The organism is Roseateles albus, from assembly GCF_028595345.1.
Lineage (GTDB): Bacteria > Pseudomonadota > Gammaproteobacteria > Burkholderiales > Burkholderiaceae_C > Paucibacter_A > Paucibacter_A albus.
This window is the reverse complement of record NZ_JAQQXT010000005.1, coordinates 287,388-301,781: the sequence shown is the minus strand read 5'-3', so window position 1 is coordinate 301,781 and position 14,394 is coordinate 287,388. Positions and strand designations below refer to the sequence as shown.

General features: G+C 63.3%; 14 protein-coding genes and 2 tRNA genes. 14 read left to right on the top strand and 2 right to left on the bottom strand.

What is annotated here, in order from left to right:
* Positions 1 to 25: 25 nt before the first annotated feature.
* Both PRZ03_RS10760 and PRZ03_RS10755 read left to right on the top strand, forming a co-directional pair.
* Positions 26 to 101: transfer RNA gene (locus tag PRZ03_RS10760), tRNA-Asn, on the top strand.
* Between the two features lie 96 nt (positions 102 to 197).
* Positions 198 to 273: transfer RNA gene (locus PRZ03_RS10755), tRNA-Asn, on the top strand.
* A 111-nt stretch (positions 274 to 384) separates the two neighbouring features.
* On the opposite strand, the gene PRZ03_RS10750 is transcribed toward PRZ03_RS10755, so the two are convergent.
* Positions 385 to 1,719 (bottom strand): type II toxin-antitoxin system HipA family toxin, encoded by a 1,335-nt coding sequence (locus PRZ03_RS10750; RefSeq protein WP_273600294.1) that lies wholly within the window; start codon positions 1,717 to 1,719, stop codon positions 385 to 387.
* Between the two features lie 2 nt (positions 1,720 to 1,721).
* On the bottom strand, positions 1,722 to 2,003 hold the full coding sequence (locus tag PRZ03_RS10745) for a helix-turn-helix domain-containing protein (protein ID WP_273600293.1): 282 nt from the start codon (positions 2,001 to 2,003) through the stop codon (positions 1,722 to 1,724).
* Between the two features lie 661 nt (positions 2,004 to 2,664).
* Here PRZ03_RS10745 and PRZ03_RS10740 point away from each other — a divergent pair.
* The 12 genes from PRZ03_RS10740 (at position 2,665) to PRZ03_RS10685 (ending at position 14,366) form a co-directional block, all read left to right on the top strand.
* Positions 2,665 to 3,054: a glutaredoxin family protein gene (locus tag PRZ03_RS10740; protein ID WP_273600292.1), complete on the top strand. Its 390-nt coding sequence runs from the start codon at positions 2,665 to 2,667 to the stop codon at positions 3,052 to 3,054.
* Between the two features lie 107 nt (positions 3,055 to 3,161).
* Positions 3,162 to 4,064, top strand: coding sequence for an N-acetylmuramic acid 6-phosphate etherase (locus PRZ03_RS10735; protein ID WP_273600291.1), 903 nt, complete (start codon positions 3,162 to 3,164; stop codon positions 4,062 to 4,064).
* Between the two features lie 45 nt (positions 4,065 to 4,109).
* Entirely contained in the window at positions 4,110 to 5,243 is a 1,134-nt protein-coding gene (locus PRZ03_RS10730; protein ID WP_273600290.1) for an acyltransferase family protein, read from the top strand.
* A 128-nt stretch (positions 5,244 to 5,371) separates the two neighbouring features.
* A complete protein-coding gene (locus PRZ03_RS10725; RefSeq protein WP_273600289.1) occupies positions 5,372 to 6,337 on the top strand; it encodes an N-acetylglucosamine kinase in 966 nt (321 codons plus the stop codon).
* 17 nt (positions 6,338 to 6,354) lie between these two features.
* On the top strand, positions 6,355 to 7,215 hold the full coding sequence (locus PRZ03_RS10720) for an N-acetylmuramoyl-L-alanine amidase (RefSeq protein WP_273600288.1): 861 nt from the start codon (positions 6,355 to 6,357) through the stop codon (positions 7,213 to 7,215).
* 13 nt (positions 7,216 to 7,228) lie between these two features.
* Positions 7,229 to 8,239: an ABC transporter permease subunit gene (locus PRZ03_RS10715; RefSeq protein WP_273600287.1), complete on the top strand. Its 1,011-nt coding sequence runs from the start codon at positions 7,229 to 7,231 to the stop codon at positions 8,237 to 8,239.
* Positions 8,240 to 8,319: 80 nt separating this feature from the next.
* Positions 8,320 to 9,186 (top strand): ABC transporter permease subunit, encoded by an 867-nt coding sequence (locus PRZ03_RS10710; RefSeq protein ID WP_273600333.1) that lies wholly within the window; start codon positions 8,320 to 8,322, stop codon positions 9,184 to 9,186.
* Positions 9,186 to 10,172, top strand: a complete 987-nt coding sequence (locus tag PRZ03_RS10705; RefSeq protein WP_273600286.1) for an ABC transporter ATP-binding protein — start codon at positions 9,186 to 9,188, stop codon at positions 10,170 to 10,172. Before PRZ03_RS10710 ends, PRZ03_RS10705 begins: the two co-directional genes overlap by 1 nt.
* On the top strand, positions 10,165 to 11,139 hold the full coding sequence (locus PRZ03_RS10700; protein ID WP_273600285.1) for a peptide ABC transporter ATP-binding protein: 975 nt from the start codon (positions 10,165 to 10,167) through the stop codon (positions 11,137 to 11,139). The genes PRZ03_RS10705 and PRZ03_RS10700 overlap by 8 nt, the downstream gene beginning before the upstream one ends.
* 120 nt (positions 11,140 to 11,259) lie before the next feature.
* Positions 11,260 to 12,852, top strand: a complete 1,593-nt coding sequence (locus PRZ03_RS10695) for an ABC transporter substrate-binding protein (protein WP_273600284.1) — start codon at positions 11,260 to 11,262, stop codon at positions 12,850 to 12,852.
* Positions 12,853 to 12,855: 3 nt separating this feature from the next.
* Complete coding sequence (locus tag PRZ03_RS10690) at positions 12,856 to 13,761, top strand: LysR family transcriptional regulator (protein WP_273600283.1); 906 nt, start codon at positions 12,856 to 12,858, stop codon at positions 13,759 to 13,761.
* The gene (locus PRZ03_RS10685; RefSeq protein WP_273600282.1) at positions 13,758 to 14,366 is read left to right on the top strand and encodes a M15 family metallopeptidase; all 609 of its coding nucleotides are present in this window, start codon (positions 13,758 to 13,760) and stop codon (positions 14,364 to 14,366) included. The genes PRZ03_RS10690 and PRZ03_RS10685 overlap by 4 nt, the downstream gene beginning before the upstream one ends.
* Positions 14,367 to 14,394 lie beyond the last annotated feature (28 nt).

Here is a 14,394-nt window from a genome sequence, read left to right as displayed (position 1 = left end):
ACTGGTCTATAATCTGAGGCTCTGTTCCTCGATAGCTCAGTCGGTAGAGCGCCGGACTGTTAATCCGTAGGTCCCTGGTTCGAGCCCAGGTCGAGGAGCCACAGAAAACGAAAAAGCCGCTTGATCGCAAGGTCAAGCGGCTTTTCCCATTTATGTAGGCCTACTCTTTTGAGTCAAGCCTGCTGACACCGAATAATTCCTCGATAGCTCAGTCGGTAGAGCGCCGGACTGTTAATCCGTAGGTCCCTGGTTCGAGCCCAGGTCGAGGAGCCAAACTAAACCCCCAGCATCTTCCAAGGTGTTGGGGGTTTTTTCATAGCCGATCGCTTTTCCTATTACGGCCCTCTTTCATGAAACCACAAATTCGCTCGACCGGGCCATGACTCAGGGTGCCGAGTTGGCAAGAAGTTTGGCCGTGTGCCGCAGGCCCGCGAAGACGGATGTCGCGACCTTCTCCGGGTAGCCAGCAGGCAGTCGGGCAGTTACGGCTGCGATGGTTCGCTCGAGGTCCTCCAGCACCTCTTCGATGACATCCTCCGCACTTTCGCGCTGGAAGAACTTTGCAGCCGTCGCGTTGAAGTGGCGACGCTGGATGTCCTTGAAGTTGTAGTGCCGATTCTTGCTATGCAGCGCCATGGCGAGCTTAGCCTTGTGCCAGGAGAACTGGCTTGCACCGCTTCCTTCAACAGGCCAGATGGACATCACGTCGTAGAGCGGCGTGAGCGCGTAGCGGCCGCGCGGCATGATGCGCAGGCTGAAGTTCTTGGCGTGACCATCGGGGGCGGCCATCATCCAGAAAAGCAGCTGCGTCTTTAGAAAATTCTTGAGGTCGGTTTGCGCGTTCACGGAACCTACGAGAACACGGGCGATGTCCGCGATGCCGGGCCCGCCATCGGCTTCGTACTTGCGATGGGGCGCAGTGCCACCGACTTGGCAGAAATCCTCCTGGGGTAGGCGCAGCAGCCAAGTGCCTGAGGAGTGCATCTGTCGGTCGAATCGCTCTACGGAGAGAACTTTCTGGCTCCCGAACTGGAGAATCTGGGTCTTTGCCGTCGGCAGCCCGAGCTCGCGCATCAGCTCCATGCAAAGCCACTCGTTTTCCACCGATGTGCCGAAGTCGGCCTTGCGCGCACCCACAAGTCCGATGGGTAGCTTCAGGATGTGCGAGGTAGGGGTGGAGCCGTGAGGACGCTTCCATTGGCCGTCATGCCACAAGAGCGCCGTCTTCTCTTGGGCGCCAGCAAGCGAGATTCGGAAGTTGTCGTCATCTTCCACGCCCGGGTGCGCGCCTGAGCCGGCAGCCAGCAACAGCAGCTCCTCCACCTCACTCTCGTTGAGCGACGTGCCCTCAATGCTTGCGAAGTTGACCGGCGACTCGTCAGCGCGGAGCAGCTGGATGGCGCCCACGCAATCACGCCCGATGGCCTCGAGCAGGTCAAACGCCTCCAAGGTGTCGGTCTTGAACCGGGTAGCCAAGCGCTTTCGGATGGGCTCGCTGTCGGGCAGCAGGTTCTCGAAATAATTGTGGACCGGGGCACCGCGCAAGGCCTGGACGCCCGTGAAGGGCATGGACAGCGACAGCGGCCGACCTGCCTCTGAGGTAATCCAGTCCGGGTCGTAGACGAACTCCATGTCGCCGCGGGCAGGGATGGTCCAGGTGCCCACCCGCTCGCCGTTGGCCCAGACGGAGAGGGCACGAGCGCTCGTAGCGCGTCCCATGCTTACCACTCCACCTTGTTAACGGTCGCTGGGCCCTCGCCGTCCTCGCTGCCGGCAGCGGGCGGGCCGCCGCGAGTCTGTACCTGCAATTCAAGTCCCAGCGCGGACAGTACGGCAAGGAGCTGATCTACCCGCATGGAGCCGGGGTCGGTCTCCAACTCGGACAAGCGGTTTTGGCTCAGGCCAAGTTTTGCGGCGAGCTGTTTCTGGGTCAGTTTGGCGCTTTTACGCACGGCCCGAAGAACGAGGCCTACTTGGCTGGGGACGGAGAGGAGTTGATTCATAAGTAGAGGCGGCGAAACATTTGCATCGCCAATGCCGATTTTCAGATCATATCGTTATTAGCGATAAATGCAAAAAATCGCTGCCGGCGGTAAATTAACAATATCGCCAATGACGATAAAACAAGCTGATTTGATAGGTGACGCCGACCAATCGACAGGGCTTGCCCGGCAATGCTGCACTGATAACGCCGCCCGGCGTCACGTTGGCACTCTATGCGGGTCGCCCTCGAGCATGCCTGGCTGCAATAGAAGCAGCCGCGGTCGCAGCTGCGGCACAGCACAACTTGCTCGCGACAGCGAGCACACAGAAACGGGCAGCGGCGTAGCTCAACCTCCAACTGCGCGCACGTCAACCTCTGGTTAAGGGCGTTGCCGTATTGGCACCTTGTCCGTAGGTCCCAATTGATAGCGCATTTGATAGCGCAGAGCATTCGGAGAGCTGCGGTCATGTTCGCGTGAATTCGGATGAGCGCGACTAAGTGTTTGATACACTTAACTTTTAGATGGCGGCAAACCGCCTCGAAGGCCTACGGCTTCAACTGTTAATCCGTAGGTCCCTGGTTCGAGCCCAGGTCGAGGAGCCAAACTAAACCCCCAGCATCGTCAAAGGTGTTGGGGGTTTTTTCATAGCCGCTCGCTTTTCCTATTTCGGCCCTCCTTCATGAAACCACTGATCCGCCTCTTCTTCAGAACCTTGCGCATCGTGCTTGGCCCCTTCATGCTGCTGAAAGAGCGCTTGGCCCGCCCGGCACCCATGCAGCGCAGCGCCGAGGCACAAGCCAAGGTCGATCAGCAATGCGCCAGCCTGGCCTTGTATCAGTTCAAGACCTGCCCCTTCTGCATCAAGGTTCGGCAAGAGATCCACGCGCTGGCTTTGCCTATCGCTCAATTGGACGCTCAGCACGACGAAGGCAATAAAGCCACGCTGATGCAGGGTTCGGGTGCCACCAAGGTGCCCTGCTTGAAGATCACCGAAGCCGATGGCTCGGTGCAGTGGCTGGGCGAATCCGGCGCCATCATTGCTTACTTGCGGGGACGCTTCGCGGGCTAAAGTCCGCTCAGCGACACAATTACCTGCCGTTATGGCCAACACGCCCCTCGTGATTGGCACAAATGCAGCTTGGCCCTTAGAGTGTCACGAGACTCCGGGGCCACCTCATGCTCAAGACCGAATCTCCCAGCAGCTCGCATCCAGAGTTGGATAAGTACGCGCTGCCTGAGCTGATTTCCTGCTTCATCGAGGATCAGACCGACGCCGTCAATGCGGTGCGGTTGGCCGCACCTCAACTGGCGCGCGCCGTCGCCGAGGCCTTGCCGCGCATACAGGCCGGCGGCCGCTTGATTTATGTCGGCGCCGGCACATCCGGGCGCCTGGGCGTGCTGGACAGCGTCGAGTTGCACCCGACTTTTTCCTGGCCCCATCAGCGCGCCCTGGCTTTATTGGCGGGCGGCCCCTCGGCCATGTTTGTGGCGGTCGAGGGCGCTGAAGATGATGAGCCCCAAGGCGCGCTGGACCTGCGCGCACTGCAGCCCACGGCCAATGACGTAGTTTTGCTGCTGGCAGCCTCGGGCGCCACGCCCTATGTGCTGGGCGCGCTGCGCGAGGCCCGCCTCGCCGGCGCCTTGACCCTGGGTTTTGCCAACAATCCGCACGCACCGGTGGCCGAGCAAGCCGACATCGGCATCACCCTGGACACCGGCCCGGAGGTCATTTCGGGCAGCACGCGGCTGAAAGCCGGCAGCGCGCAAAAGATGGCGCTGAATACGTTCTCCAGCGCCTTGATGGTCAAGCTGAACAAGGTCTACGGCAATCTGATGGTGGACCTCAAGGCCAGTAACGCCAAACTTGTGCGGCGTGCGTTGGCCATGACGATGCAGGCCGGCGCGGCCGATGAGGCCAGCGCGCGGGCCATGCTTGAGGCCTGCGGCAATCATGTGAAGCTGGCCGTCGTCGCGCTGCGGCTGCAGCTGCCTGTCGAGCAAGCGCGAATCGCGCTGGAACAGGCCGACGGCAACGTCAGGCAGGCGCTCGCAGAGGGCAAGGCCAGCTCGCTGGCTTGATTGATTGAATATGCAAAAACCCCGGCGTGAGCAAGCAGGGGCGCCATGAAGCAACGCCTGCTCTCGCTGGACGCCTTCAGAGGCTTCACCATCGCCGCCATGCTGCTGGTCAACAACCCCGGTGACTGGGCGCATCTCTACCCCTCTTTGGCCCACGCCAAATGGCACGGCTGGACCTTCACCGACTGGGTCTTCCCTTTTTTCGTGTTCATCTGCGGTATCTCGATGACCATCAGCCTGACTCGACGCATCGAGCTCGGCGACGAAAAACTGCTCTTGCTGTGGCAAACCGCGCGTCGCTCGCTGCTCATCATCGCCCTGGGCCTGCTGCTCAACTTCATCCCGAGCTTCAGTTTGAGTGAACTGCGCATTCCCGGCGTTTTGCAGCGTTTGGGCTTGTGCACCTTGCTGGCGGCTCCCATCGTCTTGTGGTGCAGCTGGCGGGCCCAGCTGTGGTGGGCCGTCGGCCTGCTGGTCGGCTATAGCCTGATACAGCTTTACGTGCCGGTGCCGGACGCGCAGGGCGTCTGGCACCGCGGTTCGCTATTGCCGGGCGAAGACGTCGGCGCCTGGCTTGACCGCGCGCTGCTGGACGGGCACTTGTGGCAGCACAGCAAGACCTGGGACCCCGAGGGCTTGCTGTCGACGCTGCCCGCGCTGGCAGGATTGTTGGCCGGCGCCTTGACTGGCCAATGGCTATTGAGCAAGCGCGAGCCGAGTGAAAAGTCGCAAGGCTTGATGGTGGCGGGTCTTGCCTGCCTTGGCTTGGGCGAATTGCTGAACGTCTGGCTGATGCCGATCAACAAGAGCCTATGGACGCCGTCTTACGCAGTCGCGATGACGGGATGGGCCTTGCTCATCTTCGTGGTTTTCTACTGGCTGCTGGACGCCATGCCCAGCGCTCGTTGGCGCAGGTGCTTGAGTCGAGGCGCCAGCCCGTTGCTGATGCTGGGCATGAACGCCTTGTTCATCTTTACCCTGTCGGGCCTGCTGGCCAAGCTACTGGGACACTGGCAGCTCAGCAAGGCTCAAACGCTGAAGGCTTGGCTCTACGCCCCTATATTGGCGCTCGAAATGCGCCCCGAGAACGCCTCGCTGCTCTATGCGCTAGCCTTCACGGCGGCGCTCTGGCTGATGGCTTGGGCGCTCTGGGCGCGGCGCTGCTTTATCAAGATCTAGGTGTAGTGCTGCACCCGGCCCCACCCCCACCCGGCAAGGCACTGAAACGCCGGCCCATTCTGAAAAGTTATGCCCGTCGCCCGCATTGACATTTGCTTGCTTTGATCGCCAGCCCTAGGCTGACGGCCATGAATGTCGCCCCTGACCAGTTGTCAAAAACAGCCCCGCCAACAAGTTTGGGGCTGGGCATTGATGCTGGCGGCACGCAGACCCGCTGGGCGCTGGCCCGTGCCGGCGAGGTGTTGGCGCAAGGCCAGGTAGCCGGCCTGAGCGGCTTGCAAATGGCGGACGAGGGCGGCCGTGCCGAGTTGGCCCGCACCTTGGCTGCGCTGGCGGCGGCGCTTCAACCCTACGGCCCAATAGGCGCCATCCACGCCGGCATCACCGGTTTGCCGGACAGCGATCTGCAAGGCATCGCCGAGATGAAATGCTTGTTGGCCCAGAGCTTGGCGATGACACCGCAAGCGATCCATTGCCGCAGCGACATCCGGCTAGCCTGGCACGCCGCCTTCAGCGCCAAGGCCGGCGGCTATTTGATTTATGCCGGCACTGGTTCGGTGGCCGCCTTTGTCGACTCGGACGATCGGCTGCACCGGGCCGGTGGACGCGGCCTGCTGCTCGGTGACGAAGGCAGCGGCGGCTGGATCGCCGCCCAAGCACTCGCCCAGGTCTGGCGCATGGAAGACGCCGCACCGGGCAGCGCCATGGCCGAGTCGGCGATGGCGCGTGCCTTGTTTGCGGCCATGGGCAGCAGCGACTGGACCAGCACCCGTGCCTATGTCTACAAAGGCTCACGCGGCCAGCTTGGCCAACTGGCCATGGCCGTTGCCGCCAGCGCGCAGGAGGACCCGCGTGCAGCTGCGCTGCTTCGCCGCGCCGGCCAAGAGTTGGCGCGCTTGGCTGAGGCGATGGTGCACCGCTTCGGCCCGCGCCCTATCGTGCTGGCAGGGCGCGCGTTGACGCTTAGCCCGCTGATCGAACACAGCCTGCGCCAGCATCTGAATAAGGCGCTGGGAGCGGCGGCCGACATTCAGCTGCAACAATTGCAGCCGCAAAGACAGGCGGCGCTGGCCGCCGCCCTTGCGGCCATATGAAACTCTGCCTCCAAGCCATGCCAAAAACCCTGCACTCAAAGTCCCTGCTGGCCCTCACACTGGCCCTGCTGCTCAGCGCCTGTGCCACCACGCCCGGCGGCCCCCACATCGACCGCAGCTACAACTCGGACAACCAAGACAGCCGGGCACTCTTTCTGGTCCTGCACTACACCGTGCTGGACTGGGAGAAATCACTGCGCGTGCTGACGAAAGGCGGCCAGGTCAGCAGCCATTACCTGGTGCGCGATGAGCCCGCGCGCAGCTATTTGCTGGTCGACGAGAACCGCCGCGCCTGGCACGCAGGCCCCAGCTTCTGGGCCGGCCACACCCAGCTGAATTCCTCCTCCATCGGCATCGAAATCGTCAACGCCGGCTATGTGGACACACCCGCCGGTCGGGTTTATGCAGACTTCCCCGAGCAGCAGGTGCAGGAAGTGATTCGGCTGGTCAGGGACATCGTGGCGCGCCACCAGATCCGCCCCGAGCGCATCATCGGCCACGCCGATATCGCCCCTGGCCGCAAGCAAGACCCCGGCCCGAAGTTCCCGTGGAAGCGCCTGGCCGACGAAGGCATCATCCCGTGGCCGGATCTGGCGCAGGTGAAAGACAAGATCGCGCTGTTCGAAAGCCTGCCACCGGGCGCGGCTTGGTTCCAAGACAAGCTCGCCCGCGTTGGCTACAAGCTGGCGCTTACCGGCGAATTTGATCAAGCGACCAAGGATGTGATCTCGACTTTTCAGATGAAATACCGCGCTAGCGATTACAGCGGTACGCCCGACGCCGAAACCGCAGCGCTGCTGGAGGTGATGCTCAGCCCGAACGGCATGTTGCTGAACACGCCGACTCAAGGCGCCAAGCCCTACACCCCGCGCTGGTAGACGCTTCAGCACCATGTTCGCCTTCATACTCAAACGACTGGCCGCTCTGCTGCCTACGCTGCTCGGCATCACGCTGGTTTCTTTCGGCTTGATCCGGCTGATCCCAGGCGACCCGATCGAGGTAATGATGGGCGAACGCAGCCTTGAGCCCGAGGCCCACGCCGCGCTGGTCAAGCAAATGGGGCTGGACCAATCACTGCCCGCTCAGTATTGGGATTACGTCAGCAAGCTGGCGCAGGGCGATCTGGGGCAATCGCTGGTCAGCCGCGAGTCTGTGGCCAAGGAGTTCGCCACGCTGTTCCCGGCCACCGTGGAGTTGGCGGTGGCCGCGCTACTGATGGCCGTGCTGCTGGGCCTGCTGCTGGGCGTGCTGGCCGGGCTCAAACGGGGCTCCTGGCTGGACCAGGGCGTGATGGGCGTGGCGACGGTGGGCTACTCGATGCCGGTGTTCTGGTGGGGGCTGATTCTGATCATGTTCTTCTCGGTGCAAATGAGCTGGACGCCGATCTCCGGGCGCATCGGCATCGAGTTCGAGGTGGCGCCCATCAGCGGCTTCATGTTGTTCGACGCCTGGGTCTCGGAGGAAGCCGGCGCCTTTCGTTCGGCCTGCTTGCATCTGCTGCTGCCGGCGCTGGTGCTGGGTACCAGCACCATGGCAGTGGTGGCGCGCATGACGCGCTCCTCGATGCTGGAGGTGCTGCGCGAGGACTACATCCGCGCTGCCCGCGCCAAGGGCCTGTCACCGGCGCGCGTCATCTTCGTCCACGCGCTGCGCAATGCCTTGATCCCGGTGCTGACCGTCATCGGCATGCAGGCCGGCAGCCTGCTGGCCGGTGCGGTGCTGACCGAGACGATCTTTTCCTGGCCCGGCATAGGCAAATGGCTGATCGACTCGATTGCTAGGCGCGACTATCCCGTCGTGCAAGCCGGCATCTTGATTTCTGCGCTGAGCTTCATCCTCGTCAACCTCGGCGTCGATCTGCTCTACGGCGTACTCAACCCGCGCATCCGCGCCTCGCATTGATGAACCAGGCCCTCCTCAAGCAGCATCAGGCGCAGGAGCAAGTGCAGCAGCAGGCGCAGCCGCAAACGCCCGCCCTGCCTATGCCCACTCCCTGGCGCGAGTTCTGCAGCGGCTTTGCCGCCAATCGCGGCGCCTTGTTCGCCTTGGTGGTGTTCGCGCTGATCGCTACGGCCGCCGTGCTGGCGCCTTGGCTGGCTCCGTACAGCCCGACCGAGCAGTTCCGCGACCATATGCTGACCCCGCCGGTGTGGGCCTCATCCGGCAGCACGCGCTTTTTGCTCGGCACCGATGAGCTGGGCCGCGACATGCTCTCGCGCTTGCTGCATGGCGGGCGCATTTCGCTGGGGATCGCACTGGCCTCGGTGCTGCTGTCTATGCTGCCCGGCGTCAGCCTGGGGCTGCTGGCCGCCTTTCAGCCGCGCTGGCTGTCGCCCCTCATCATGCGCGTGATGGACATCATGATGGCCCTGCCGGGCCTGCTGCTGGCGATCTGTGTGATCACGGTGCTGGGGCCTGGCCTGATCAACACCGTGATCGCGATTGCCATCGGCGCGCTGCCCGGCTATACCCGCCTGACCCGCGCCAGCGCGCTGGCCGAGATTGGCCGCGACTATGTCACCGCCAGTCGCATGGCCGGTGCCAGCATGCTGCGCCTGATGTTCATCACCGTACTGCCTAACTGCATGGCGCCACTGATCGTGAACGCTACGCTGAGCTTTTCTTCGGCCATTCTGGAAACCGCCGGCCTGGGCTTCTTGGGCCTGGGCGTGCAGGCGCCACTGCCCGAGTGGGGCGGCATGCTGTCGGCGGCGCGCGACTATATGCTGCGCGCGCCTTGGGTTGTGACCTTGCCGGGTTTGAGCATTCTGATCACCGTACTGGCGATCAATTTGATGGGCGACGGCCTGCGCGACGCGCTTGACCCCAAGCTGAAGGTCTTGCACTGATGGCCGCGCTGCTGACAATCAAAAACCTGCGCGTGCAGTTCGGCGCTTTCCCGGCCGTCGACGGCGTGGACCTGCGTCTTGACGCCGGCGACTTGCTGGCCATTGTGGGTGAATCCGGTTCGGGCAAGTCGGTCACCATGCTGGCCTTGATGGGCTTGATCGATGCGCCCGGCCGGGTGACGGCGGATGCGCTTGAATTCCAAGGCAGGGACATGCTGCGGATGAGCGCGGCCGAGCGCCGCAAAATCATCGGGCGCGAGATCGCCTGTGTGTTTCAAGATGCCTTGAGCAGCTTGAACCCGAGCTATAGCGTGGGCTTCCAGATCGGCGAAGTCTTGCGCGTGCATCTGGGCTTGCGCGGCGCGGCCCTAAAGCGCCGGGTGATCGAGTTGCTGGAGCTGGTGGAGATCCCTGATGCCGCGCGGCGCGCCGAGGCTTACCCGCATCAGCTCTCGGGCGGCATGAATCAGCGCGTGATGATCGCAATGGCGATCGCCTGTGGACCCAAGCTCTTGATTGCCGACGAGCCAACCACCGCGCTGGACGTCACCATTCAAGCCCAGATCATGGCGCTGCTCTTGCGCTTGCAGGCCGAGCAGGGCATGGGCCTGCTCTTGATCACGCATGATCTGGCCGTGGTGGCCGAGATGGCAGAAGCGGCCGAAAGTGCCCGCGCCGGCAGCAACCAGGTCGCGGTGATGTATGCCGGGCAGGTGATTGAAACCGGCGCAGCACCGGCGATCTTCGAGGCGCCCAAACACCCTTACACGGCGGCCTTGCTGGCCGCGATTCCAGAACATAACCGTGGCGCCCAGCGGCTTGCGGCCTTGCCAGGCATTGTGCCGGGCGCGCTGGACCGGCCGGTCGGCTGCTTGCTTGCTCCGCGCTGCGGCCAGGTGCAGCCGCGCTGCCAGAGCGAGCGCCCTGCGCTGCTGACCGGAGTGCGCTGCTTTTTCCCGCTGACAAGGAACTCAGAGCATGTCTGATGCCACGCCCTTGGTCCATGCGCAAGGCTTGAGCCGCCACTACAAGGTCGCGCAGGGCTGGCTGAAACCGAAAACAACGGTGAAGGCGCTCGACGGTGTCTCCTTCCAGCTATGGCCGCAGCGCACGCTGGCGGTGGTGGGCGAGTCAGGCTGCGGCAAATCAACGCTGGCGCGCCAGCTGACGCTGATCGAAGCCCCCAGCTCGGGCAGTTTGCAACTGAGCGGCGTGGATGTGGCTGGCGCCGACAAGCCAGCCTTGAAGGCGCTGCGCCAGCAGGTGCAGATGGTGTTTCAAAACCCTTTTGCCTCGCTCAACCCGCGCGCCAGCATTGGCGCCACGCTGGATGAGCCACTCAGCCTCAACACCTTGCTGAGCCCGGCCGAGCGGCGTGAACGCATCGAGGCGCTGGTCGCCAAGGTGGGCCTGCGAGCCGAGCATTTACAGCGTTATCCGCATATGTTCTCCGGCGGCCAGCGCCAGCGCATTGCCATCGCCCGGGCGATGATGCTGAACCCCAAGGTGGTGGTCGCGGACGAACCGGTGTCTGCCCTCGATGTGTCGATACAGGCGCAAATCCTCAACCTCTTTCTGGATCTGCAGGCCGAGTTCAAGACCGCTTATGTCTTCATCTCCCACAACCTCAGCGTGGTCGAGCATGTGGCCGATGACGTGATGGTGATGTACCTCGGCCGCGCGGTCGAGGTCGGCCCCAAAAAGACCTTGTTCGCGCGGCCATTGCACCCCTATACGCAAGCGCTGATGAGCGCCACGCCGGCCCTGCGCGCGGCCGACCGGCGCATGCGAATTCAGCTCCAAGGCGAGCTGCCCAGCCCGCTCAAGCCGCCGCCCGGCTGCGCCTTCCACCAACGCTGCCCCTTGGCGCAAGCGCGGTGCCAACAAGAGGCGCCACAGTTGCGCCCGCTTGACGGCCGGCAAGTGGCCTGTCACGTCGTCGGCAGCGTCTGAGCCCCCTGCCCCATAATCAAAACTTATAGATAGCGGCCTTCTATTCACTTGTGGTGATGGCCTTGCGCTCTCAACAATGCCTTGGATTGCCCTCTTCCTTGCCTGCTTGGCTTGCCCCCTATGAATCTTCAGCGCTTCACCGTCTTGCGAGTCCTGCTTGGCTTCGCGGCGGCCTTGATGATCGGCCTGCCGGCTTTGGCCAAACCGCTGGTGTATTGCGCCGACGCCAGCCCCGAGGGTTTTGACCCCGGCATGTGGGACAGCGCCAGCACCAACACGGCCACCGGCCAGATGTTCCAAGGCCTGCTGGGCTTCAAGCGCGGCGGCACCGAGTTGCAGCCGCAGCTGGCCAGCGCCTGGACCATCTCGCCCGACGCCAAGAGCTTCACCTTCACCCTCAGGCAAGGCGTGAAGTTCCACCAAACACCCTACTTCACGCCCACGCGCGAATTCAATGCCGATGATGTGATGTTCACTTTTGAGCGTTTCATCGACCCGCAACACCCCTTCAACAAAGCCTTCCCTGCCACCTTTGTCTACCCGCAGAACCTCGGCCTGGCCAAGCTGCTGGAGGGCATAGACCGCATTGACGATCACACGGTGCGCTTTCGCTTGAAGGCGCCCAACGTCACTTTTGCTGCCAACTTCGCGATGGCCTGGGCCGGCATTCACTCGGCCGAATATGCCGCCCAGTTGCTCAGCCTGGGCCGGGCCAGCCAGATCAACACCCAACCGATAGGGACCGGCCCCTACCGCTTCAAGTCCTATGCCAAGGACCATGTGCTGCGCATGCAAGCCAACCCAGACACCTGGGGCCCCCAGCAGCAGACCGAAAAGCTGATCTTCAGCATCAGCCGCGAACCCAATGTGCGGGTGCAAAAGCTGCTGGCCGGTGAATGCCACATCACCGCGGCGGTGCGCGACCTTGACCTCAGCGCGATGGACGGCCGCAAAGACATCACCGTGATGAAAACGCAGGCGCTGAACATCTCCTACCTGGCTTTCAATTTACGCAAGGCACCGACCGACAGGCGCGACGTGCGCGAGGCGCTGGACATCGCCATTGACCGGGATTCGATCTTCAAAGCGCTGTTCCCGCGCGGTGATGCCATGCAGGCGGTCAGCGCTTTTCCGCCCGCGATTGCCGGCTTCAACAAGGCCTTGAAGAACGAATACAACCCCGCCCGCGCCAAGGCCTTGCTGGCCAAGGCCGGCTTTGCCGACGGCCTGGAGCTGGACCTCTGGGCGCTGCCGGTGGCCAGACCCACCAACCCGAATGGGCAGTTGATGGCGCAGCTGATCCAGCAAGACTGGGCCAAGATCGGCGTCAAGGCCCATATCAAGACCTTTGAGTGGGGCGAGTACCTGAAGCGGGCCAACAACGGCGAACACAGCGTCTATATGAGTGGCTGGGCCGGCGAGACCGGTGACGCGGATGAGTTCTTAACGCCCAATTTGAGCTGCGCGGCCAACAAGACCGGCATCAAATTCTGCAACCCCGAGTTCGAGCGCCTGATCGACGCGGCCCGCGCAAGCACCGACCCACAAAAGCGCGTCGCCCTGTACGAGCAAGCGCAGGAGATCTTTAAACGCGAGCGGCCCTGGATCACGATGGCGCACTCGACCGTCTACATCCCGATGCGCAAGGATGTGCAGGGCTTCGTGATGGCGCCCAATGGCAGCGTTGACTTCGAGCATGTGTACAGAAAATAGCCTATGAGATTACGCCATATCGAGGTCTTCCACGCCATCATGCAGGCCGGCACCATCAGCGGCGCCGCGCAATTGCTGCACATCTCGCAGCCAGCGGTGACCAAGGTCTTGCAGCATTGCGAGTTGCAGCTGCGCATGAATTTGTTTGACCGCGTGCGCGGCAAGCTCTACCCAACGCCGGAAGCACACCGGCTGTTCATCGAGGTGGACAAGCTCAACCGCGACCTGGTCGGCATCCGGCGCCTGGCGGCCAATTTGCGCAGCGGGGAGTCGGAGCTGGTGCGGCTGGTGGCCACGCCCACCTTGGGCGCGGCGGTGATTCCGATGGCAATGACGCAGTGGTGCAAGGCCTTCCCGCAAAGCCATTGCTCGCTGGCCACCAACCACACGCGCGAGATCGTCTCCGCCCTGCTCTTGGGCGAGGCCGACCTCGCCTTGTCGCTGCAGGATCCGCACCACCCCGGTATCAAGGCCGAGGTGCTGGCCAGCGGCTTGATGACGGCGCTATGTCCCTTGGGCAGCCCCGAAGCGGCCGAAAGCGGGCCGCTGTCGCTGGCGCAGATTCGCACGCCCTTGGTCGGGCTGGCCGGCGATGATCCGCTCGCCGCCCTGGTGCATAGCAATGCCGAGGCGCTGGAAACTCCCTTGCAAAGCCGCATCACCGTGCAGACTTATCAGCTGGCGCGGGCCTTGGTGGAAGCCGGCGTTGGCATGACCTTGGTCGACCCGTTCACCGCCGCCTCGGCCGACCGCAGCCGCGTCTGCCTCAGGCCGCTCAGCCCTGCCGTGCCGGTGCAGCTGTATCTGCTGACGACCGCCAGCGCGCCGCTGGCCCAGACCGCGCGGCGGCTGGTGAAATACCTGGGCGAAGCCGCCCGCAAGAGCCTGGAAGGATTGAACACCGCATGATGATGATTGCCTGCGAAGACATCCCCGCGCATGCCGACTTCTGCTCGCTGCTGAGCCTGAGCGGGATCGATCTCGATTTGCGCTACGCCACGCCGGACAACTTTGTCCAGCGCGCCGTCTACGGCGGACTCGACTGTGCCTGGCTGCGCCGCGAGGCCGCCGCCGCCTTGGTCAACGCCGCCCAATGGCTGGCGACGCAGCGCCCCGGCTACCGTTTGCGGGTGCTGGACGCGCTGCGCCCGCAGCGCGTGCAAGAGGTCTTGTGGGCCGAGCTGCAGGGCACGCCGCTGCTGCAATACCTGGCCGAGCCGCAGCGGGGCTCTATCCATTCCTTCGGCATGGCGCTAGACCTCACCATGCTGGACCCGCAGGGCCGCGAGGTCGATATGGGTTCGGGCTTTGACGAAATGAACCTGCTCTCGCACCCCGATCACGAGGCCGAACACATGGCCTTGGGTCTGCTGACGCCCGCACAAATCGCCGAGCGTGGCTGGCTGCGGGCGGCGATGCGACAAGCCGGCTTTCAAGGCATACACAGCGAGTGGTGGCACTTCGATTTCGGCGACCGGGAAGCGGTGCGGCGCGATTTACCGCGCGTGCTCTAGGGTGCTCTAGGACGCTCTAAGGCGCCCT

Excerpts from the sequence above, each read along its gene's own strand:
- PRZ03_RS10735 (WP_273600291.1), top strand. The coding sequence starts at position 3,162 with ATGCTCAAGACCGAATCTCCCAGCAGCTCGCATCCAGAGTTGGATAAG.
- PRZ03_RS10750 (WP_273600294.1), bottom strand. The coding sequence starts at position 1,719 with ATGGGACGCGCTACGAGCGCTCGTGCCCTCTCCGTCTGGGCCAACGGC.
- PRZ03_RS10700 (WP_273600285.1), top strand. The coding sequence starts at position 10,165 with ATGTCTGATGCCACGCCCTTGGTCCATGCGCAAGGCTTGAGCCGCCAC.
- PRZ03_RS10695 (WP_273600284.1), top strand. The coding sequence starts at position 11,260 with ATGAATCTTCAGCGCTTCACCGTCTTGCGAGTCCTGCTTGGCTTCGCG.
- PRZ03_RS10740 (WP_273600292.1), top strand. The coding sequence starts at position 2,665 with ATGAAACCACTGATCCGCCTCTTCTTCAGAACCTTGCGCATCGTGCTT.
- PRZ03_RS10685 (WP_273600282.1), top strand. The coding sequence starts at position 13,758 with ATGATGATGATTGCCTGCGAAGACATCCCCGCGCATGCCGACTTCTGC.
- PRZ03_RS10715 (WP_273600287.1), top strand. The coding sequence starts at position 7,229 with ATGTTCGCCTTCATACTCAAACGACTGGCCGCTCTGCTGCCTACGCTG.
- PRZ03_RS10745 (WP_273600293.1), bottom strand. The coding sequence starts at position 2,003 with ATGAATCAACTCCTCTCCGTCCCCAGCCAAGTAGGCCTCGTTCTTCGG.
- PRZ03_RS10725 (WP_273600289.1), top strand. The coding sequence starts at position 5,372 with ATGAATGTCGCCCCTGACCAGTTGTCAAAAACAGCCCCGCCAACAAGT.
- PRZ03_RS10690 (WP_273600283.1), top strand. The coding sequence starts at position 12,856 with ATGAGATTACGCCATATCGAGGTCTTCCACGCCATCATGCAGGCCGGC.
- PRZ03_RS10705 (WP_273600286.1), top strand. The coding sequence starts at position 9,186 with ATGGCCGCGCTGCTGACAATCAAAAACCTGCGCGTGCAGTTCGGCGCT.
- PRZ03_RS10730 (WP_273600290.1), top strand. The coding sequence starts at position 4,110 with ATGAAGCAACGCCTGCTCTCGCTGGACGCCTTCAGAGGCTTCACCATC.
- PRZ03_RS10720 (WP_273600288.1), top strand. The coding sequence starts at position 6,355 with ATGCCAAAAACCCTGCACTCAAAGTCCCTGCTGGCCCTCACACTGGCC.
- PRZ03_RS10710 (WP_273600333.1), top strand. The coding sequence starts at position 8,320 with ATGCCCACTCCCTGGCGCGAGTTCTGCAGCGGCTTTGCCGCCAATCGC.